19 protein-coding genes and 1 pseudogene are annotated in these 21,285 nt (G+C 60.9%); 14 read left to right on the top strand and 6 right to left on the bottom strand.

Annotated elements, in window-relative coordinates; translation table 11 throughout:
• Positions 1-20: 20 nt before the first annotated feature.
• The 6 genes from KQ659_RS01700 to KQ659_RS01675 all read left to right on the top strand — a co-directional run bounded on the left by KQ659_RS01700 (position 21) and on the right by KQ659_RS01675 (position 3,151).
• Positions 21-869: a hypothetical protein gene (locus KQ659_RS01700; protein WP_216690394.1), complete on the top strand. Its 849-nt coding sequence runs from the start codon at positions 21-23 to the stop codon at positions 867-869.
• Between the two features lie 112 nt (positions 870-981).
• Positions 982-1,284: a hypothetical protein gene (locus tag KQ659_RS01695; protein ID WP_216679081.1), complete on the top strand. Its 303-nt coding sequence runs from the start codon at positions 982-984 to the stop codon at positions 1,282-1,284.
• Positions 1,253-1,468 (top strand): hypothetical protein, encoded by a 216-nt coding sequence (locus KQ659_RS01690; protein ID WP_216679082.1) that lies wholly within the window; start codon positions 1,253-1,255, stop codon positions 1,466-1,468. The genes KQ659_RS01695 and KQ659_RS01690 overlap by 32 nt, the downstream gene beginning before the upstream one ends.
• Before the next feature lie 236 nt (positions 1,469-1,704).
• Complete coding sequence (locus KQ659_RS01685; protein WP_216679083.1) at positions 1,705-2,064, top strand: hypothetical protein; 360 nt, start codon at positions 1,705-1,707, stop codon at positions 2,062-2,064.
• A gap of 54 nt (positions 2,065-2,118) precedes the next feature.
• Positions 2,119-2,307 carry a hypothetical protein gene (locus tag KQ659_RS01680; protein WP_216679084.1) on the top strand — a complete coding sequence of 63 codons (189 nt, stop codon included), beginning with the start codon at positions 2,119-2,121 and terminating at the stop codon, positions 2,305-2,307.
• 91 nt (positions 2,308-2,398) lie between these two features.
• A complete protein-coding gene (locus KQ659_RS01675; RefSeq protein WP_216679085.1) occupies positions 2,399-3,151 on the top strand; it encodes a 5-methylcytosine restriction system specificity protein McrC in 753 nt (250 codons plus the stop codon).
• A gap of 106 nt (positions 3,152-3,257) precedes the next feature.
• Here KQ659_RS01675 and KQ659_RS01670 read toward each other — a convergent pair whose 3' ends face one another.
• Positions 3,258-3,491 carry a hypothetical protein gene (locus KQ659_RS01670; RefSeq protein WP_216679086.1) on the bottom strand — a complete coding sequence of 78 codons (234 nt, stop codon included), beginning with the start codon at positions 3,489-3,491 and terminating at the stop codon, positions 3,258-3,260.
• A 136-nt stretch (positions 3,492-3,627) separates the two neighbouring features.
• Between KQ659_RS01670 and KQ659_RS01665 the strand changes: the two genes are divergently transcribed.
• From KQ659_RS01665 to KQ659_RS22000, 3 genes and pseudogenes are all read left to right on the top strand, one after another.
• Positions 3,628-4,236 (top strand): RNA polymerase sigma factor, encoded by a 609-nt coding sequence (locus tag KQ659_RS01665; protein ID WP_216679087.1) that lies wholly within the window; start codon positions 3,628-3,630, stop codon positions 4,234-4,236.
• 76 nt (positions 4,237-4,312) lie between these two features.
• Positions 4,313-5,479 (top strand): trypsin-like peptidase domain-containing protein, encoded by a 1,167-nt coding sequence (locus KQ659_RS01660; RefSeq protein WP_216690395.1) that lies wholly within the window; start codon positions 4,313-4,315, stop codon positions 5,477-5,479.
• Positions 5,480-5,932: 453 nt separating this feature from the next.
• Positions 5,933-6,094, top strand: a pseudogene (locus tag KQ659_RS22000) (YkvA family protein); the annotation flags it as partial.
• Positions 6,095-6,650: 556 nt separating this feature from the next.
• Here the strand turns inward: KQ659_RS22000 and KQ659_RS01650 are convergent.
• The 5 genes from KQ659_RS01650 to KQ659_RS01630 form a co-directional block, all read right to left on the bottom strand.
• A complete protein-coding gene (locus KQ659_RS01650) occupies positions 6,651-6,917 on the bottom strand; it encodes an acyl carrier protein (RefSeq protein WP_216679089.1) in 267 nt (88 codons plus the stop codon).
• 136 nt (positions 6,918-7,053) lie between these two features.
• Complete coding sequence (locus KQ659_RS01645) at positions 7,054-10,581, bottom strand: efflux RND transporter permease subunit (protein ID WP_317196055.1); 3,528 nt, start codon at positions 10,579-10,581, stop codon at positions 7,054-7,056.
• Positions 10,582-10,635: 54 nt separating this feature from the next.
• Positions 10,636-11,769 carry an efflux RND transporter periplasmic adaptor subunit gene (locus KQ659_RS01640; protein ID WP_216679090.1) on the bottom strand — a complete coding sequence of 378 codons (1,134 nt, stop codon included), beginning with the start codon at positions 11,767-11,769 and terminating at the stop codon, positions 10,636-10,638.
• Between the two features lie 112 nt (positions 11,770-11,881).
• The gene (locus tag KQ659_RS01635) at positions 11,882-13,546 is read right to left on the bottom strand and encodes a TolC family protein (RefSeq protein WP_216679091.1); all 1,665 of its coding nucleotides are present in this window, start codon (positions 13,544-13,546) and stop codon (positions 11,882-11,884) included.
• 40 nt (positions 13,547-13,586) lie between these two features.
• Positions 13,587-14,201 carry a TetR/AcrR family transcriptional regulator gene (locus tag KQ659_RS01630; RefSeq protein WP_216685517.1) on the bottom strand — a complete coding sequence of 205 codons (615 nt, stop codon included), beginning with the start codon at positions 14,199-14,201 and terminating at the stop codon, positions 13,587-13,589.
• A 327-nt stretch (positions 14,202-14,528) separates the two neighbouring features.
• Here KQ659_RS01630 and ispF point away from each other — a divergent pair, with 327 nt between their 5' ends.
• The 5 genes from ispF to KQ659_RS01605 all read left to right on the top strand — a co-directional run bounded on the left by ispF (position 14,529) and on the right by KQ659_RS01605 (position 21,267).
• Positions 14,529-15,008 (top strand): 2-C-methyl-D-erythritol 2,4-cyclodiphosphate synthase, encoded by a 480-nt coding sequence (gene ispF, locus KQ659_RS01625; RefSeq protein WP_216679093.1) that lies wholly within the window; start codon positions 14,529-14,531, stop codon positions 15,006-15,008.
• A gap of 231 nt (positions 15,009-15,239) precedes the next feature.
• A complete protein-coding gene (locus KQ659_RS01620; RefSeq protein ID WP_216690396.1) occupies positions 15,240-16,904 on the top strand; it encodes a M28 family peptidase in 1,665 nt (554 codons plus the stop codon).
• Positions 16,905-17,063: 159 nt separating this feature from the next.
• Positions 17,064-18,740: a M28 family peptidase gene (locus KQ659_RS01615; protein WP_216679095.1), complete on the top strand. Its 1,677-nt coding sequence runs from the start codon at positions 17,064-17,066 to the stop codon at positions 18,738-18,740.
• 12 nt (positions 18,741-18,752) lie between these two features.
• Positions 18,753-20,150, top strand: coding sequence for a LutB/LldF family L-lactate oxidation iron-sulfur protein (locus KQ659_RS01610; protein WP_216679096.1), 1,398 nt, complete (start codon positions 18,753-18,755; stop codon positions 20,148-20,150).
• Positions 20,151-20,211: 61 nt separating this feature from the next.
• Positions 20,212-21,267: a hypothetical protein gene (locus KQ659_RS01605; protein WP_216679097.1), complete on the top strand. Its 1,056-nt coding sequence runs from the start codon at positions 20,212-20,214 to the stop codon at positions 21,265-21,267.
• Positions 21,268-21,285 lie beyond the last annotated feature (18 nt).

Here is a 21,285-nt window from a genome sequence, read left to right as displayed (position 1 = left end):
TTTTTTCAAGGTTTGAGTCTATGAAACGTCCTTTTTGGCTGCTGTGCAGCACCACCATTACGCTGGCACTTCTGGCTAGCTGCGAAACGAGCAAGCCCGCTACCGATGTTAGCGCTACTGCCGGCAGCAATACCCCCGGTGCTACCAGCACTGCCGCCAGCGGCGAGAGCATGGAATCGAACGGTATCCGCCTGACGCCCTTCAGCGATTCGCCCAAGTTCCCCGAAGCTCAGATGCAGATGCGCGCCCCCGTTGCCGGCGCTACGCTGCCCAGCGGTGAGGTGGCATTTGACTACCAAACCACCAATTTCCAGCTCACTAAAATGAGCGGCGGCCCCCACATGGCCGAAATGGCCAACTCGATGAAGGGCCAGCACATCCACAATATCGTGGACAACCAGCCCTATACGGCGCACTACGATACCAAATTCACCAAGGCTATTCCCGATGGCCAGCACGTGGTGCTGTCGTTCCTGTCGCGCTCGTACCACGAGAGTCTGAAGCACCTCGGGGCCTACGACCTGACCGTGATTAACGTGGGCAACACCCCGGCTCCGGCCACGCCCATCATCGATGTGAAGGCTCCGAACCTGTTTTATAGCCGCCCAAAAGACACATACTCGGGAGTTGATGCCAAGCGCATCATGCTGGATTTTTACCTGGTGAATACCAAGCTGGAGCCCGGCGGAAACCGCGTACGCGCCACCATCAACGGCACCGAATTTATACTTAACCAGTGGCTGCCTTACCAGATGGAGGGCCTGCCTGCTGGCGAAAACACGGTGAAGCTGGAGTTGATAGACGGCAGCGGCAACATGATTGCCGGCCCGTACAACTCGGTAACCCGCACGTTTACGGTAGCTCCCTAACGTTTAGGACGTTATTTTTTCGTTACGGTTTCTCCAAAAAAAGTCTCCCGGCCCGGCCGGGGGACTTTTTTTGCTTCCCCGCACTTGTTGTTCCGGTTCTACCTTGCCCACTATGTCCGTTGCCCCTTCCGATTCTGCCCCGCTGCTCACCCGCAAGCAGGTGCTGCGCGCCCTGCGCCAGATAACCCGCGAAGGCCGCCCGCTACCGCCCAGCACCGTGTATGAGCTGGTGTACCGAGACCGCCGCTACCCACCCCGTGCCGTGGCCGGGCTGGCCTACCGCCTGGCCACCGCCAACCCGGCCGCAGTTTGGCCCACCGCTACGGCAGCAGCTGGCGGCCCGCCAGGTGCCCGCCGACCTCATCGAGCAACTGTGCACCCGCATGGCATCCCTCAACCAAGCCATAGCCGATGACCCCGAGCTGGGGCCGGATTTTGTAATCGGCCACAGCTACTTCTGCCAGCCGCCGGCCCAGCCGGGACAGGCTTCAGAATGGCTGCGCCTGATTTTTGAGCAGGAAATCGGTCCGCTACTGGCTGATTACTGGCGCGAGCAGCCAGCTACGGCAGCGGCTCAGTTGCGCAAGCTACTGGCGTAGAATAGGTTCAAGACCAATAGCCATACCTACTATTGTAGGACTTACGCAGTCGAAACACTAACAAACTGAAAAACAGCAATATAACAAATATGCGTCTTGAATGCAAGTCGTTGATTTTCAGGTTACATAGCTTTTGAAGTGCGTAAGTCCTATATTGAAGCAAAATGAACTTAATAGACATACTATCAGGTACCCGCGCGGCATCTTGGTCCGATAAAAAGTATCATCGCAGGTGTTTGGAATTACTGCTGGAAGCGCAGGTTGTAGGGCGCATAAGCAAAGCATATGTATTAGGTCATGCGGCCGCTAATTCACAGACAATAGCTCGCATTGGCCTCTGCATCGAGCAGAAAAGTACGCGGTGCCTGCGTAGGGTATTCCAGGACCTGCCCTATGGAGAAGACGAATTGGGATTGACAGTAATAGGCTCAATGTGTACCGTCTATCTGCTTATTGAACCTGCTAATCGGACTTTCGTTGCCGTAATTGGTAATCCCGATGAGCATTCTTCATCGCAACTACTGCTTCATTTCGCGGAGGCTAATGGATTTCCCTATTGGTTAGTATTGGGCAAGCGTTTGGTTATTGAGCAATAAAAAGTGAAGGGATTTTTGGTACACGCCTTTCTGTTAAAAAAACAGCCAATTCAATTGATACCCCTCCCTACCCTCTACTATTTCCTCTGCTACGCCTGGAACCGGCTGCCTGAGCCGGCTGTACTGCTGGCCAGCGAAGCCGCACCCTTCGAGCGGCCGCTGGGGCTGCTGGCGCAGGTGCTGCTGCACGCCACGCGCCGCCTGCTCCGCAACGGCCTGCCGCGTACGTTTCAAACGCAGTAGGCCGAGCTTACCAGCCTGCGGGGCCGCGTGGAACTGGCCCCCACGCTGGGCCGGGGCCTGCTGGGCCAGGGCCGCGTCATCTGTGCCTTCGATGAACTGGGCACGGCCTCGCCCCTGCACCGCCCAAACGCTGGGCACGCTGGGCCGGGCAGCAGCTTTGCCCCCGGCGCTGCGCCGCGAGTTGCACCAAGTCGGCCAGCGGTTTCCGACGGGGCTGCTCAATGCTATGCTGCCTCCCCCCACGGCCGCCACGTTTCGGGAGCTGCGGCGGCAGCGGCCGGATAGCCAGGCCGCGTTTCTGGTGCACGTCTGCGAGCTGGTGTGGCTCACGGCCCTACCCGAGCCCACGGCTACCGGCCGCAAGCGCTTCGCCGATTTCCGGCGCGACGAAGCGCTGATGGCGCGCATCTTCGAGCAGTTCACCCGCAATTTTTTCCGTCGCGAGCAGCGCCGTTACCGCGTCTTTGCCGAAACCATTGCCTGGCAGGCCGAAGCCCCGCTGGCCGCCGACCTCGCCCTGCTGCCCACCATGCTCACCGATACCACGCTGGAAGCGCCCGACCGCAAAATAATTCTCGACACCAAGTACTACGCTGCCACCCTGCGCCCGCGCTACGACCGGCAGCGCCTCATTGCCCCGCACCTTTACCAGCTCTACGCCTACCTCCAGAACCAGCGCCCTGCCCCCGGCCAGGTTCTGGAAAGCATATTGCTGTATCCGGCCGCCACGCAGGACGTGGACGTGCGCTACACCCTGGGCGGGCACCCGGTGCGCGTCATCACGCTCAACCTGCACCAGCCCTGGCCCGGCATTGCCGCCGATTTGCTGCGGCTGGTGGAATAAATAACCCCAAGGCATAAAAAAACAGCCCGTATTTTCCGCTTGGGAAAATCCGGGCTGTTAGTGTCGAATGACGAAGGTTTGCGCTGGCCCAGGGGCCGGCAACAAACTACTTCTTCTCTTCGGTTACAGTCGTGGTGGTGGTAGCAGCAGGAGCCATAGCAGTGCTATCAGCAGCGGGAGCAGCCATTGCGGTGCTGTCGGTGGTGGTAGTAGTGGTGGTCTCGGTGCCGGTAGCAGGGGTCTCAACGGTAGTGGTTTCCTCGGTCTTCTTTTCGCCGCACGAAGTCAGACCAGCGGTGAGGGCGAAGCCCAGGGCAGCAGCTTTAAACAGATTTTTCATCTTTGGAGGTAATTTTGAAAACGGGTTAACTTTAAAACGCCCTTTATACTCAGTCTCTGGAAAGGTAACCCGGCCCGGAAAAAAATTATTTCGGCGGGTTACTTGTAGCCTTTGCCTGTATTAACCCCCAAAGTGAATGAGCAGGGGCAATCCAACTTCCTCTTCTTTGACTCCTACCGACGACGCGCTGATTGCCGCCATTCGCAGCGGCGATGAGCGGGCCCTGGCCCACCTCTACCGGCTGCACTGGCCCATGGTGTCGCACTTCGTGCTGCAAAACAGCGGCACCGAGGACGATGCCCAGGACGTGTACCAGGAGGGCGTGATGGTGTTTTATGAAAAAGTACGCGACGGCTCCCTCGAGCTCAGCTGCCAGATTAAGACCTACCTCTACGCCGTGTGCCGCCGCCTGTGGCTCAAGCGCCTGACCAGCAAAAGCCGCTTCGGCGTGCGCTTGCTGGATGACGAGGAGCACGGCCCGTACCTGAACACGGGAGCCGAGGAAGACCTGCTGGCCGCTGAGGAGCAGGACCGCCGTTTCGCCACCATGAGCGAGGCCCTGGACCACCTCGGCGAACCGTGCCGCTCACTTTTGGAAGGCTTCTACCTGCTCGATAAGTCGATGCAGGACCTCACGGCAGAGTTTGGCTACACCAACGCCGACAATGCCAAAAACCAGAAATACAAGTGCCTCGTGCGCCTGAAAAAATTATTCTTCGCCCATTATAAAGAAGAGCCTATCTGATATCGTTAGCCGCCGGTTGTAGCCGGTGAAACTCCCATCCGCTTACCGCCGCCGCCCCGCCCGGCAGCATTTACCCATGATGACTGAAGCAGACTATTACGCCTTATTTGAAGCCTACGCCACCGGCGAGCTGGCCGGGCCCGCCCGCGCCAATCTCGAAGCGCGCCTGGCGGCTGACCCGGCCCTGGCCCTGCGCTATGCCGACTTCAGCGAGATGACCGATACGCTACGCGCCTACGGCCAGCGCCAGCAGGCCCGGCAGCAGCTGCGCAGCATCCACGCCGCCATGCTGGCCGCCGATGCCCCTGAGGAAATTACGCTGCCCATCACCGGCCTCACCCACACGGTGCACCCGATACTGCGTATTTCGCGCACCGAGCGCCGGCTGCGCGAGTTCTGGAGCGGGCACCGCGCCACCGTGGGCGTGGCCGCTTCGGTGGCCGTGATGGCCGTGTTTGCCACGCTGCTGGGGCTGGATATCTGGCGCAACTCCAAGGTACAGCCTTCGCTGTATGGCTACAACGTGATGCGCCGCGAGATTAACAGCCTCAAGCACAACCAGAAGGTCTTAAATAGCACCATCAAGCGGATTGATGGCAGCGCCACGCCACCGCTGGCCCCGGTTAGCAAATTTAGCGGAACGGGCTTCGCCCTGACTTCGGAAGGCTATATCGTGACCAGCTACCACGTTATTCAGGGTGCTGACTCGCTGCTGATTGAGGGCCGCAACCACCAGCGCTACCACGCCGAGCCGGTGTATTCCGACATCAAGCACGACCTGGCCATTTTGCGCATTACCGACAAGAAGTTCACCGGTTTCGGCCGGCTGCCTTACGCGGTAAAATCGGGCCAGGCCGATTTGGGCGAGCGGGTGTTCACGCTGGGCTACCCGCGTGAGGACGTGGTGTACGGCGAAGGCTCGCTGAGCGCCCGTTCGGGCTTCGAGGGCGATACGGCTTTCTACCAAGTGAGCATTCCGGTGAACCCCGGCAACTCGGGCGGCCCGCTGATGGACGAGCGCGGCAACCTGATTGGGGTGGTGAGCGGCCGGCAGAACGACGCGCAGAGCGCCGCCTTCGCTACCAAGTCGTCGTACCTGGTACGGCTGGTTGATTCACTGGAAGCGGCCAAGCCCGCCAACCCCTACCGCCTGCCCCGCTTTGGCCAGCTGGCCGGCACCGGGCGGCCCCAGCAGCTCAAGAAGCTGCAGGACTATGTATTCGTAGTAAAGGTTTTTGAATAGGCCGGAACGCCCTTTTCAAGCACAAGTAGCACAACGGCCTGTTTCTTTACCGAAGCAGGCCGTTGCGTTGTAATGACTTTTCGGGTGCGCCGATTATTATCCGCAGTCCGTCAGAATACGCTGATTATTCCGCTGTTTGGGGGAGCCAATGCGGACCTTTTTCATAACCTTAGGCCCTGCAATCTAGTATTCAGACTTAGATAAGCAGTGCTTGTCTCTCAATCCCTCTGTCTTCCTTAACCTCCGCACTCCGTGGCTAAAAATCAACAAACCCCGCCTTCCAGTAACGATGTCGCCGGCTCGGCCATTTTCAAGAAGTTTCTGAACACCGCCGAGGGCTACATCAAGCAGCCCTCGCGCCTGAAGAAGCTGCTGACCGATGCCTACAAAAAGGCCAGCGAGAAAAACGACGTGGGCACGCTGGCCCACGAGGCATGGGAAACCCTCCAGACCATGTTCCGGCTCATCAAGGCGTCGATGTCGGGAGAGTATACGGGTGTGCCCGGCACCACGGTGGCGGCGGCCGTGGCGGTACTCATCTACTTCATCAGCCCAATTGACCTGATTCCGGATTTCATTCCGGTGCTGGGCCTGCTCGATGACGTGGCCCTGGTAGCCTGGTTCTCGACTACTCTGAAAGGTGAGATGGACAAGTTCCACGAGTGGGAGCTGACCCGCCCGACCGAAGTTACCACGGCCGGGGCCTATGCTCCTTCCGATAAAGAAACCCCGGCCTCGGCCGCCAGCGCCGCTGCTACGGCTACGGCTTCGGCCAGCAACCAAGCCAAGCACGCGGCCGATGCCCTCGATGAGCAAGCTGCCATGGCTCCCGCCGCGCAGCCCTCGCACTCGAACGACCCCGCCGCGCCCACCGCGCAGATAGCCGAAGAATCGGCTAAGCACGCCGGTACCAGAAGCGTGGCAGCTCACACCACCGACAGCAGCCGCGAGCCCAGCACCACAGCCACCAATACCGGCGGGAACGTGCGCTAAGCGCCACAACAGCTTTAGCTATAAGGCACAGCGGCCGTACTCACCTATGGCGAGCCGTCAAACAGTTTTGGATAAGGGTTGGGGTTGGAATACCTGACTCTGGTGCAAAAGCCCGGAATGAAAAAAGCCCCCCCGCAACTCAGGTTGCGGGGGGGCTTTTTTGCAGGGTAAAATAATGCTAAGCGGCAGCGGCGTGGTCGCGCACGAAGCGAACGAAATCGCCTACGGTGTAGAGCGGTACTTCGTCGGGAATGGTGATGCTGAAGTTGCGCTCCAGCTCCAGAATAATATCAACAACGTCGAGGGTTTCGAAGCGCAGGTCGCGGGCGAGGCTGGCGGTTTTGCGCACGCGGCTGGCCCGGATGGCCTTGCGCTTGCTGATAATGCGGAATACCTGCTGCTCGATAGTAGGTGTGTGGTGGGCGCTAGTGGTGGATACGTACATAATAAAGTTGCGGAAAAAGATGGTAAGCGGGGCAGGTAGTAACCGGCCGTTCCGTTGGCGTCGCGCCGGGGAGAGTGCCCACCGGCGGCCGCTGCTGCAACAACAGCCGGCCAGCGGGCACTCGACGCCTGAAAAGCTAGGCTAGTACAGGCGGCGTAGCCGCCTGTACTTCCTCAGAGTCCACCTCCTGCTGAATGGTTGCAATGTCATCCGGATTTTTTCCGGTTATTTTTCCTTTTAATGATTCGCTCAGCAAATACATCACCGGCACCACCACCAGCGTGATACCCGTGGCGAACACCAGCCCGAAAATGATGGTCCAGGCCAGCGGGCCCCAGAAGGTAACCGACTCGCCACCGATGAAGAAGTGCGGATTGCCCGAAGCGAACAGCTCGTAGAAGTCGATGTTCAGACCGATGGCCAGTGGGATGAGGCCCAGCGTGGCGGCCGTGGCCGTGAGGATTACCGGGTTCAGGCGGGTGCGGCCGGCCAGCACGATGGCTTCGCGCAGCGGCATGCCCTGCGAGCGCAGCATATCCATGAATTCGACCAGCAGAATGCCGTTTTTCACCACGATGCCGGCCAGGGCGATAATGCCCACGCCCGTCATCACGATGCTGACGTTCTGGCCCGTGATGGCAAGGCCCCAGAACACGCCGGCGATGGAGAACAGCACCTCGGAGAGGATGATGACCGGCTTGCTGAACGAGTTGAACTGCGTGACCAGAATCAGGAAGATGAGGCCCAGGGCACCGATACCGGCCATGGGTAGGAAGTCGGTGGTTTCCTTCTGGCTTTCCTGGGCACCGCCCATGTCGATGGTGTAGCCGGGCGGCGTGCGGAACGACTTGAGGGCCGTTTGCACGGCGTTGGCCACGTCGGGGCCGGAATAGCCGTTGAGCACGTTGGACGAGATGGTGATGACGCGCTTGGTGTCTTTGCGCTTGATGCCGCCGTAGGTGGAGCCGTAGGTGACATCGGCCACCGAGGAGATGGGCACCTGGCGCACGGCCCCGGTGGCGTCGCGGAAGGTGAGCGGGGCATTAATCACGGCGTCCACGTCGGAGCGGTAAGGCTCGGCGTAGCGCACCTGGATGGGGTACTCGTCGTCGACGGTTTTGAATTTGCTGGCCTCGGTGCCATAGATGGCCGTGCGCACTTCCAGGCCAATCTGGCCGGTGCTGATGCCCTCACGGTTGGCGCGGGTGCGGTTGATGTTGACGGCGATTTCGGGGTTGCGGTCCTGCAGGTTGGAGCGCAGGGCCTCCACGCCGCCAATGTGCAGCGAATCGACGTAGCGGGTCACTTTCTTCGAGAGCGCGGCCAGTACTTTGTAGTCGTCGCCGGCTACTTCGATGGCAATGGGCTTGGCCTGGGGCGGACCGCTGGCTTCCTGGTCGACCGAGATTTCAGCGCCGGGAATACCCTTCACCACTTCGCGGATTTTATCCATGTAAGTGCTGGTTTTGGGGCCTTTGCGTTCGCTGAGCTCCTTGAAGGCCACGGCCACCTTGCCCATGTGCGACTGCGACACGCCCGAGGCCGTGGCTTCGGAAGGGTCGCCGGCGCCGATGGCCACGTTGGTAATCACCGACTCCACATCGGGGTTGTTCTTGCCGATAACGCCGTAGATGCGGTTTTCGAGGACGTGGGTAATCGAGTCCGTGACGGCCACGCGGGTGCCCACGGGCATGTTCAGGTAGGTGTAGATGAACTTGGGGTCGCCTTTGGGGAAGAAGTCGACGTGTGGCTTGCGGATGCCCACGGCCACGAACGAGCCGACGAACAGCACCAGCACGCCCACCATCACCAGGGCCGGGTGGCTAAGGGCCCAGCGCACGAGGTTGGCGTAGCCGTTCTGGAAGCGCGGCAGGGCGCGGGTCTGGAACCAGCCAATCATCTTCACGAACACGAACTTATCGAGGAAGCAGAGCAGGATGAGCGTGATGGCCAGGTTGCCCACGAAGGTGGAATGCGCCACGTAGCCAATGATGGCAATGACCAGCAGCACGCCCATCGCAATCAGGAAATTGCGCGTCAGCTTGGGCCGGCTGTGCATATCCTCCTCGAAATGCTCCTCGCGCTCCATAAAGCTCACGGCAAACACCGGGTTCATGATGAAAGCCACGATGAGCGAGGCCATGAGCGTGATAATGAGCGTGACCGGCAGGTAGAACATGAACGAGCCCACGATGCCCGGCCAGAACATGAGCGGCACGAACGGCGCTACCGTGGTGAGGGTGCCGGCCAGCACCGGAACAAAGACCTCGCCGGCGGCAAATTTGGCCGCTTTCGGAGTGGACAGGTTAGGGTGCTCGTGCAGCAGGCGGTGGGTATTTTCGATAACCACGATGGCGTCATCGACCACGATGCCCAGGGCCAGCAGAAAGGCGAAGAGCACGATGGTGTTCAGGGTGAAGCCGAAGATGGGAATGACCAGAAAGGCCAGGAACATGGAAATCGGCACACTCAGGCCCACGAACAGCGCGTTGGTGGTGCCCATGAAGAACATCAGAATCAGGGTCACCAACAGGAAGCCGATGACGATGGTGTTGAGCAGGTCGTGCAGCGTGACGCGGGTGTCGTTCGAGGTGTCGCCGGTCACGGTCACGTTCAACTCTTTGGGCAGGTTGGCTTTCGAGTCCTTGATAATAGCCTTGATTTTATCGGAGGCGTCGAGCAGGTTTTCGCCGGCGCGCTTCACCACGTTCAACGTGATGGCGGGCTTGCCGTCGAGGCGGGCATAGCTTTCGCGGTCCTTGAAGCCGTCCGTCACGGTGGCGATGTCGCCGAGGCGCACCGGCGAGCCGTTCAGGTTCTTCACCTGAATGTCGGCAATGTCGCCGGCCCGCACGTACTGGCCGGCCACGCGCACGGCGCGCTTCTGCCCGCCCACGTCGATGCTGCCGCCCGAAACGGTCACGTTCTCGGCCCCAATGGCCCGGGAAATATCCGAGAAGCTCAGGCGCGAGGCCCGCAGCTTGTTCAGGTCCACGTCCACGTTCACCTGCTGGTCGAGAGCCCCCACGATATCGACGCGGGTGATTTCGGGCAGCGCCTCAATCTTGTCCTGGAAGTCGTCGGCGTACTTTTTGAGCTGGGCGGCGGGCAGGTTACCGCTCAGGTTCACGAACATGATAGGCTGCTCGGAAATGTTGATTTCCTTAACCAGCGGAGCGCTCGGCAGGTCGTTGGGCAGCTCGGTGCTGGCCTTGTCCACGGCATCCTTGATGAGCTGCTTGGCGGCCTGTACATCCACGCCGGAGGTGAATTCCACGTCCACGATGGAGTAATCCTGGTTCGAGGTGGAGTTGATGTGCTTCACCCCGTTCACGGATTTAATCTCCTTTTCGAGCTGGCGCGTCACCAGGTTTTCGATGTCCGTGGGCGAGGTGCCGGGGTACACCGTGGCCACGATGATGCGCGGAATCACGATGTCGGGGAATTTCTCCTTGCCGAGCTTGATGTAGGCAAAAATGCCCGCCACGCACAGCAGCACCGTGATGATGTAAATGCTGGTCTTGTTGTTGATGGACCAACTGGTTGGGCCGAATTCTTTTTCGATGTCCTGCATGGCTTTTAGCTTGTAGGGGCGGGGCTTGTCCCCGCCCGCGTCGTTGCACGGAATTTTATGAGCATTGCTGATGGTGAGTCGTTCAACCAAACGTTAGCGAAGCCAACGATTCCGTTCAACGACGGGCGGGGGCAAGCCCCGCCCCTACGCCCCTTGCACGACCACTTTCTGGCCTTCATTCAGGTTCTGGTAGCCGCCCGAGATGATTTTATCCTCGGCCGTCAGGCCGTTGGTTACTTCTACTTTGCCGTTGTAGGTGTTGCCGGTTTTGATGATGCGCTTCTTGGCCACGGCTTTGCCGGCCTCCTGGGCCACCACGTACACGTAGCTGTTCTGCTCGTCGTGCTGCACGATGTCGACCGGAATAACCATGGCATTGGCCGCACTGTAGTTCTGGATGCGCACCGTGGCCACCATGTTGGGGCGCAGGTCGGTGGTGTGCTCCTTCAGGCGCAGCTCCACCGTGAAGGTGCGACTGGTGGCGTTGATGCTGCGGCTCACGACGCGCACCGTGGCGGGAATTTCCTCGCCGCCCAGGTCCGGAATGGTCACCACGGCGTTGTCGCCGGCCTTGATGCTGTTGCCGTAGGCTTCCGATACATCGACCAGGATTTTGCCGCCCGTACCACTGGTCAGGCGCACCACCGGCGCGCCGGGCGCGGTGATTTCGCCCAGCTTGGGCAGCACCTCGTCCACGCTGCCCGCGAACGGGGCCACCACATTGTAGAGGGCGCGCTGCTGGTTGAGGGTGGCAAGGTTGCGCTGCAGGGCCTGGTAGTTGTTGCGGGCTTGCAGAAACTGCACTTCGGTGCCAATCTGCTGGTCCCACAGGCCCTTCTGCTTCTCATATATCGTTTTGGCGAGGTCCATGCGGGTGCGCAGCTCGGCCATGTTGGCATCGAGAATGCTGGCATCCACGGTGGCCAGCACCTGGCCCTTGCCCACGCGGTCGCCGCGCTGCACGCGGATGCTGGTGAGCGAGCCGGCGGCGCGGCTGCCCACGGTGGCGTTCTGGTCGAAATCGACCCGGCCCTGCACTTCGAGGTAGCTTTTGAAGCTTTCGGGCTTGGCGTTCATCACCGAAACCGGCGTGGCAGCCGCTTCGGCCGGGCCGCCGGTTTTGGCTTCGAGCTCGGTAATTTTGGCCTGGGTAGCGGCCTGCTCGCTCTTCAGCTTTTCGAGCTGAGCTTTGGGGTCTTTGCTTTCGCCACCGCAGGAGGCGAGCAGCAGGGTGCCGGCGAGAAGTAGCGCGGCCGGTTGAGTTGAATTAAAGCGCATGGGTAAGCGGGGATATTTTAAGCGTAGGGGCGGGGCTTGCCCCCGCCCGGCGTTGAACGAAATCGTTGAGGCGGCGCGCACGCCAGGCGGGGGCAAGCTCCGCCCCTACTCGTTATTTTTTAGCCTGATTGAACAGCTCGCCAGTCGCTTTGTCGCGGTCGACCTTGGCTACCAGCACATCGTAAATCGCGCCGTAGTAGTTGGTCTGAGCCGAGCGCAGGTCCGTCTCAGCCGTAATGACCTCCAGGTTGGAGCCCACGCCGGCGTTGAATTTGATGCGCGTGACGCGGGCCACGTCGGTGGCCAGGGTCAGGTTGGCCTGCTGGTTGTCGAGCACATCCAGGGCGTTGATGAGCGTGGTGCGGCTCTGGGCGTCCTGTAAGTCAATGCCTTGCTTCAATGTTTCGAAACCTTTCTCAATAGTCTGCTGCTGCAGGCGGCTTTGCTGCACCAGGAACTTGCGGCGGAAACCGTCGAACACCGGCACCTGCAGGCTCAGGCCCACGTTGCCGAAGCCGAACCAGTTCTGGTTGGCGAAGCCCGCCGAGTTGGTCGAAGTCGGCCCGCGAAAGGCAAACAGCTCGCCCGCCGTTTTGGCCGAGCCCGTGAAACCGTAGGCACCCGTGAGCACGAGGCGCGGATACGCGCCGGCCTGGCGGTTGCGCAGGTCGAGGCCGGCTAGGGCCTGCTGGGTTTCGAGGGTCGAGAATTCGATGCGGTTATTGTAGTTGAGCGCGCCCCGGGCTGCCATGGGCTGGCCCCCGGAGAGGGCATTCTGCTGGTCGAGGCGGTTTTGGGCGGCGGTGTTGTCTCCGCCGGGCACTACCGGCGCAGTGGGCACCGCTCCGAGGCCATCCACGCCGCCACCGTTGGTCAGGCTGGCCACGCCGAGGCGCTGGCGCAGGGCGCTGGCATCCACCACGGCCGCGCTGAGCGAGTCGGTGAGCTGCACGTTCTGGCTTTGGGGCAGGCCCATCTGAAACTTGAGCAGGCCCACGCTCAACTCGGTGAGGCGCTGGGCTTTCTGCTGCTCCACCACCAGGTTGTTGCGCTGCACGCGCAGGCGGTCCACGTCGAGTTTCTCGGCGAAACCGGCCTTGAAAATTTTCTGGGTTTGGTAGAGCACCGTGTCGAGGCGCTGCACGTTGCGGGCCAGCAGGCTCAGGCGCGAGCGGGCCACCAGCGTACTGTAATAGGCCTTGCTCACCTGCTCCACCACGTCTATCTCGGCCTGCTGGGTTTGCTTTTTGGCCAACTCGGTGTACACCTTAGCCGCCTTCAGACCAATTAGATACGAGCCATCGAACAGCAGCTGCGACACTGAGGCACTGGTGTTGCCGGCGTATTGCAGGCCGAACGCGAACGGCTGCGGCGGCAGGGCCAGCTGCTGGGTACCCAGCACCTGCTGCTGCCCGCCCTGGGCTGCCGCCAGGTCACTTTGCGTGAGCACGGTTTGCGAGAGCGGGAAGCTCACCAGGCTCTTTTGCAGCTTGAAGTTGTCGGACAGCGTAGCAGCCACATTCACCTGCGGCAGGCCGGCGCTCTTGATTTCGCCCACTTTAGCGGCCGCCGTGGCCTCGCCCAGGCGGGTGGCCAGCAGCGACGACTTGTTCTGCACGGCGTAGCTCACGGCCTGTTGCAGGCTCAGCGGCATGGTGCCCGTGGTGGGCGGGGCCTGCGGCAGGGCGGCCGGCTGGCTTTGGGCAAGCAGCGCCTGCGGCGCGGCCGCGCTCAGGGCGGCCAGCAGCAAGAATCTGGTTCGAAACAGCGTGTTCATAAAACAGCAAAAAAGAAACGGGTAAGCGGGGATAAGCGGGTTATTCTTCGTCGGTGACGTTGCGGTACTGGTTGATGAGCTTGTGGCCCTTGATGGTGGCCACGCCCAGCATGAAGTGCTCGAGCAGCGCGACCGACACGCGCTCTTTGGCAAAATCGCGGGTCGGGTAGAGTTCCGGGTCGAATTGCAGCTCAATCTGGGCCAGGCGCAGGCGCGAGAGTACTTCCATGTCGAGGTTGGCCTGGAACAAGCCTTCCGCGATGCCCCGGCGCAGGTTTTCCTTGATTTGGGAGAGGATAAACTCGTTTTTATGGGCCTGCCAGAGCTGCCAGGTGGCGGGGTGAAACTTGCGCAGGTCGTAAAAAATGCTGGGGTGCACGTTGCCAAACTCCTGCTTAATCCAGGCCAGCATCTTAAACAGCTCGTCGATGGCCGAGGAGGCGGCGTTTATCATCACCGTGCACTCGTTCTGGGTGCCGGCGAGGTGGCGGGTCATGGAGGCTTCCACAATCTGGTCCTTGTTTTCGAACCACTTGTAGAGGGTCTTTTTCGACATGGCCAGGTCGGCGGCGATATCGTCCATGCTCACGCTTTTGATGCCGTTGCGCATGAAAAGCTGATGGGCGTGGTTCAGGATTCGGTCTTTGATTTCCATAGCTAACGCCGCAAAGATACGACGGAAACTTTTATTGTGCTCAAAGTTTCCACTTTCTTTTTGGCATTCTCTGCTACTCCGGGCATTTTTCGTCCCTGCCTGACGCACACCGGCTTCGGATACTTTAGTTACCCTCGAAAAAAAGTGAGACGCAGGTCGCATATCCAACTAATTCAACTAGTAATATACAGCTAATAAAATTAGTTTAATAGCATTCGATAATCACATTATTTATTTGTGAACTCGGCCGGCACTCGTTGCGTGGCGGAAATGCTGGGCGCGGGTACTTTTGCGCCGGGCCGTGGTGGCCCACTTGCATTTGTTCCTATGAAAATCCGGACCGGCTTCGGCTACGACGTTCACCAATTGAAAGAAGGCCTGCCCTTCTGGCTCGGCGGCATTGAGGTGCCGCACACCCACGGCGCACTGGGCCACTCCGATGCCGACGTGCTCATCCACGTTATCTGCGATGCGCTGCTGGGCGCGGCCAACCTGCGCGATATCGGCTTCCACTTCCCCGACACCGACCCGCAGTACAAGGGCATCGACTCGAAGAAACTGCTGACCGGCGTGATGCGCCTGCTGCGCGAGCGCGGCTACGAGGTGGGTAACATCGACTCGACCATTTGCCTGGAGCGCCCCAAGGTGAACCCACACATCCCGGAAATGCAGCGCGTGCTGGCCGCCGTGATGGGCATTGCCGAAGAGGATATTTCCATCAAAGCAACCACGACCGAAAAACTGGGTTTTGTGGGCACAGGCGAGGGCGTGGCCGCCTACGCCAGCGTACTGATTGTAAAAGCGTAATTACCCGTCATGCCGAGGGCAGCCGAGGCATCTCGCTCGCTCCGTTGCTATGGTATTGATGAAGCTGTTTAGAAAGTCCCCGAACGGTCATGCAGCGCGCAGCGAAGCATGACCGTTTGAGCACCTTTTGTGACTTTCTAAACAACTCCGATTACTTCAGCACGCGAGATGCCTCGGCTGCGCTCGGCATAACGAACCATATAAAAACCTAATTCCCACTACTCAACATCAATGAAGCAAACCCCTCTCCTGCTGGCCTTTCTTGCGCTGGCCAGCGCTGCACCGGCCCACGCTCAGGGCAAGGCAAAAGTAAAAATCAAGCCGGCGACCAATGCGCCCGCTACTAAAATCAAGACCACCAGCGCGCCCGCCGAGAAAGACTGGAGCGTGCAGTATGCCGACCAGGTAACCGCCGAGCGCCTGCGCACCCACCTCGCCGTGCTGGCGTCGGATGAGTACGAAGGCCGCGAAACCGGCCAAAAAGGCCAGCACATGGCCGCCGACTACGTGGCCACGCAGTTTAAGGCCGCCGGCCTGACCGGGCCCGTGACCACCGGAACCGACCCCTACCAGCAGCATTTCGACGTGGAGCAGGTGACCTGGGCCGATGGCGCGACGCTGAAAGTAGGCAAAACGCGCTACGCCTGGCTGACGGATTTCTACGGCCTCGGCGACTCGCCCTTTGCGCAGGAAACCAGCGTGAAGCCGGTTTTTGTGGGCTACGGCATTGAGCAGCCCGGCTACTCCGACTATGCCAACGTGGACGTGAAAGGCAAGGACATTCTGGTGCTGATGGGGGAGCCTACCGGCGACGGTGGCAAAGCACTGCTCAGCGCCGACGGCGCGCCTACGAAATGGGGCACCGACTACCGGGGCAAGGCCCAGCTGGCCGCCCAGAAGGGGGCCCGCACGGTGTTCTTCGTGAGCTTCAACCCTACCAGCAACTTCGCCAAGCTAACGGCGCGGATGGCTCCGTACATTTCGCGGCCGTCGATGGTGATGGTGGGCAACGACAAGCCGAGCCGCACGCCTTCGTTCTTCATCTCGCCGGCCGTGGGGCTGGCCGTACTGGGCACCACGGACGCGGCGATGCAGACCTACCTGAGCAAAATCAACGCGACCAAGCAACCGGTGGCGGCTACGTTTAAAGTGGTGCCGATGCAGCTGAAGGCCGAGCGCAAGCGCGAAAAGCTGGATACGCAGAACGTGCTGGGCTTCATCGAGGGCACCGATAAGAAGGAGGATATCATCGTGATTTCGGCCCACCACGACCACCTTGGCAAGCACGACGGGCAGGTGTTTAACGGGGCCGATGATGACGGCTCGGGCACGACGGCCATTATTACGATGGCGGAGGCATTTGCCAAGGCCAAGCAGGAAGGCCACGGCCCCCGCCGCAGCCTGCTGTTCCTGAGCGTGACGGGCGAGGAAAAGGGCCTGTTTGGCTCCGAATATTATTCCAAGCATCCCATTTTCCCGCTGGCCAGCACCGAGCTCGACCTGAACGTGGACATGATTGGCCGCACCGATGTGGAGCACGAGGGCAAGCCCGACTACGTGTACGTTATCGGCTCCGACAAACTGGCCTCGGAGCTGAAGGTGATTCTGGAGGCGCAGAACAAGCAGTACGGCCCCATCGACCTGGACTACCGCTTCGACGACCCCGCCGACCCCAACCGCTTCTACTACCGCTCCGACCACTACAACTTCGCGGTGAACAAGGTGCCGGTGGCATTTTTCTTCAACGGCGTGCACGCCGACTACCACCAGCAGAGCGACGAAATCGAGAAAATCGAGTTTGCCAAGATGGAGAAGCGGGCACGGCTGGTGTTCCACACCGCCTGGGAGTTGGCCAACCGCGACGGTCGCATTGTGGTTGATTCGAACAAGCCGTAGCGCCAGGATTTTGCGCATGTCGTAGAACGTCATGCCGAGCGTAGCCGAGGCATCTCGCGTGCCGCAGTAATTCATTCGATTGAGTTACTACCACGAACGAGATGTCTCGGCTGCACTCGGCATGACGTTCTTTTTATTCTCCTTTTCTCGCCTTCCTCCATGCTAAAAACTTATGCGCTGGCAGCCTTGCTACTGGCCGGCGCGCTACCCGCCGCCGCCCAGCCAGCCCCCACCAAAATCAAGCTGAAAACCAAAGGCCCGGCCCCTACCCCCGCCGCGCCGACACTCTCCCAGACCTACGCCGCCCTCATCCAGCCCGCCGACCTGCGCGCGCACCTCACGGTGGTGGCTTCGGATGCGTTTCAGGGGCGCGAGGTGGGCCAGCCGGGCCAGAAGCTGGCAGCGGAATACCTGGTGAGGCAGTTGGCTGAAATTGGCCTGCAAGGGCCAGTTTCGGACAGCGACAACCCGTATTTACAGCACTTCCAGCTTACGCACAGCACCTATGCGCCGGGCGGCTATATTAAGGCAAACGGCCGGCGCTACGACTACCTGAAGGACTGGTTCAGCTACGGGCCCATGCCGTCGCCCTTCCTCACCGAAACGGCTTCGCAGCCGGTATTTGCGGGCTTTGGGGTGGAGCAGGGCGCGTATTCGGACTACGCGGGGCTGGATGTGAAGGGGCGCGATGTGGTCGTCATCATGGGCGAGCCGCAGGACGAGCGCGGCCGCAAGCTGCTGAAGTCCATGGGCCGCAAGGCCGACTACTGGGAGTCGGGCCTGCGTAAGGCAGCGCTGGCCAAGGCCCACGGCGCCCGCAGCATTTTCCTGATGACGTTTGCCCCGACGGCCGATTTCCGGAAGCAGACGACCGAGCTGGGCGAGTCGTTGCGCGAGCCCGCGTTTTCGCTGCCAGACCCCGGCCCGGAAATCATCGACACGGTGGCCGAGAATATCCCGCCGGGCATCGGCGTGTACTTTACTTCGCAGGATTTGGGGCTGGCCATGGCGGGCACCACCCTGAACGGGCTGATTGACTACGTGCGGGCGCTGGGTCGCGCCGGCCGGCCGGTAGTGCCGCGCTTTGAAGGCCCGGCGGCGGCGGTGTATCTGCCCCAAAATCAGCAGCCGCTCACCACCGAGAATGTGCTGGGCTTTCTGGAAGGAAGCGACAAAAAGGACGAGGTGCTGGTGGTTTCGGCCCACTACGACCATCTGGGCGTGAAGCACGACACGATTTATAACGGGGCCGACGACGACGGCTCGGGCACGGTGGCAGTGCTGGCACTGGCCGAGGCCTTTGCCCAGGCCAAAAAGGACGGGCACGGCCCGCGCCGCAGCATCCTGTTTGTGCTGATGACGGCGGAGGAAGAAGGCTTGTTTGGCTCGGAATACTACACGGCCCACCCGGTGCTGCCGCTGGCCAGCACCATCGCCGACCTCAACATTGACATGGTGGGCCGCACCGACCGCAAGCACAGCGCCAAGCGGCATTTCGTGTGCATTGTGGGTTCGGATAAGCTCTCGTCGGAGCTGCACGCCATCAACGAAGCGGCCAACCGCGACTACACGCACCTGGAGCTGGACTACCATTTCAACGTACCCGACGAGCCGGAGCACATCTACTACCGCTCCGACCACTACAACTTTGCGCGGCGCAAAATCCCGGTCATTTTTTACACCACCGGCGAGCATGCAGATTATCATCGGGCCACGGATGACGTGGAGAAGATAGAATTCGATAAATTAGCGGAACGGACCCGGCTGGTTTTCCACACGGCCTGGGAGCTGGCGAATCGCGAGCACCGCATTGTGGTTGATTCGAACAAACCCTAAGCTGCCGCCGCTATGACTCCAACTGCAAAAGCCTCCAAAGCCAGCCAGTTCCAACTCGACGCCGAGCGCAAAGCCTTCGACCGCGAGCATCGCCGCAAAATCCGCTTCAACATCGGCAAGTACGATGCGGCCGTGAGCACTGGCCTGAAGCTGTACGACCAGCACGAGCTGGCCCGCGACCGTGGCGCCTACCTCAAAGCCACCGTGCTGGAGAAGCTCGACGAGTACCTGCTGCAGTTCGAAGCCGCTTTCACGGCCCGGGGCGGCCGCGTGGTTTGGGCGCGCGACGCCGATGAGGCGCTGGCTGAAATCGGCAAGCTCACCAAGGCCCGCAACACCAAAACGGTGGTGAAGGCCAAGAGCATGACCACCGAGGAAATCCACCTCAACCACTACCTCGGCACCCAGGGCATTGAGTCGGTGGAAACCGACCTGGGCGAGTACATCGTGCAGCTAAACGGCGAGCGCCCCTACCACATCGTGACGCCCGCCATGCACCTGAGCAAGGCCGACATCAACGACATTTTTGTGAAGCACCTGGGCACGAAATCGACCGACGATGCCCAGGAGCTCGTGCTCACGGCCCGCCACCTGCTGCGCGGCAAGTACACCAGCGCCGAGGTGGGCGTGACCGGCGGCAACTTCCTGGTGGCCAAGGAAGGAGCCGTGGCCGTGACCGAGAACGAGGGCAACGCCCGCCTGTCGGCTACCTTCCCCAAGCTGCATATCGCGGTGGTGGGCATTGAGAAAGTCATTCCGCAGCTCACGGATTTGGACCTGTTCTGGCCGCTGCTGAGCACCAGCGGCACCGGCCAGCAGGTCACGGTGTACAACACGGTGTACTTCGGCCCGCGCCAGCCCGGCGAAGTGGATGGACCAGAGGAAATGGTGGTGATTCTGCTCGACAACGGCCGCACCAACCTGCTGGCCCAGCCCGATAAGCGCGCCGCCCTGCGCTGCATTCGCTGCGGGGCCTGCCTGAACGTGTGCCCGGTGTATAAGAACATCGGCGGTCACACCTATGAAACCACATATTCCGGCCCCATCGGCTCGGTCATCAGCCCGCACCTGAGCGGCCTGCCCGAGCACAAGCACCTGAGCTACGCCAGCAGCCTTTGCGGCGCCTGCACCACGGTGTGCCCGGTACGCATTCCGCTGCACAGCTTGCTATTACTCAACCGCCAGCAAAGCGTGGCGGAAGGCTACGCGCCCACCGAGGAGAAGCTCGCCATCGGCCTCTGGAAGTGGAGCATGCAGCACCGCTGGGCCCTCGACCTGCTGCCCGTAAAGCTGAAAGACTGGAGCCTGGGCCGCCTGCTGGGCCAGGTGGGCTGGAGCAAGCGCCGCGAGAGCCTGCACATTGCCGGGCCCTCATTCCGGGAGCTGTGGCGGGCGCGGGCGGGGCGTTAGACTGGCTGGGCGGCGTCCGGCGGTTTGTGGCTGTTGTGCGTATCAGGCATTTTTACCGACTATGCCTCCTTACCTCCTGTTCGCGCTGCGCATCATTACCGGAATGGGCGGCGTGGTATTGGTCATCACCACCTTGTCGGCGGCCATTCGCTCGTTCATTCTGCCCCGCAACGAGGTGGTGCGGATGAACGTGTGGGCCTTCATGGGCATCCGCACCATTTTTGACGCGGCAGCCCGGCTGGCCAATTCGTACGAGCGGCGCGACAAAATTATGGCCCACTACGCACCGGTGGCGCTGGTAGCGCTGCCCGTATTCTGGGAAGCCCTCGTGAGCCTGGGCTACACCAGCCTGTACTGGGCGCTGGACGAGGGCACCTGGAAGCAATGCTACAAGCTGAGCAGCAGCTCGCTGCTCACGCTTGGCACCACCGATAGCCACCACCTGCTCATCTCGGCCCTCAGCTATTCCGAGGCCACGCTGGGCCTGCTGCTGCTCACGCTGCTCATCTCCTACCTGCCCACCATCTACCAGGCATTTTCGCGGCGCGAGGCCACCGTGGCCCAACTGGAGCTACGAGCCGGCACGCCGCCCACGGCCGCCTGCCTGCTCGCCTGGCTTAACCACGATGGCTCGGTGCAGAACGACGACCAGCAGTGGGCCGAGTGGGAGCGCTGGTTTGTGGAGATTGAGGAAAGCCACACGTCGCTGCCCGTTCTCACTTTTTTCCGCTCGCCGCAGCCGGGGCGCTCCTGGGTCACGGCGGGCGGGTTGATTCTGGACACGGCCGCCCTGCTTTTTGCCGCCGTGGATGGCAACCAGCCCCGGCAGGCCCAGATTACCTTCAAGGCCGGCTGTCTGGCCCTGAACCGGATGTACCGCTTTTTTGATAATAAGGCCAGGGCCGAGCCCAGCAGCCTATTGCTCACCGAAGAGGACGCGCCGAACCGGGCCGACTTCGACCTCACCTGCGACGAGCTGACCAAAAACGGCCTGAAAGTTTGCGAAGACCGGGCCGATGCCTGGCGGCGCTACTGCGAGCTGCGCAGCCGCTACACCACGGCCCTTCGTTTCCTGGCCCAGCTTACCATGGCACCGGGGGTAAGAAGCAAGGCATAGCGCCCGGCGGAAAGTAAT

Source organism: Hymenobacter siberiensis (genome assembly GCF_018967865.2).
Taxonomy (GTDB): Bacteria; Bacteroidota; Bacteroidia; order Cytophagales; family Hymenobacteraceae; genus Hymenobacter; species Hymenobacter siberiensis.
This window is presented reverse-complemented; position numbering and strand designations above follow the sequence as displayed.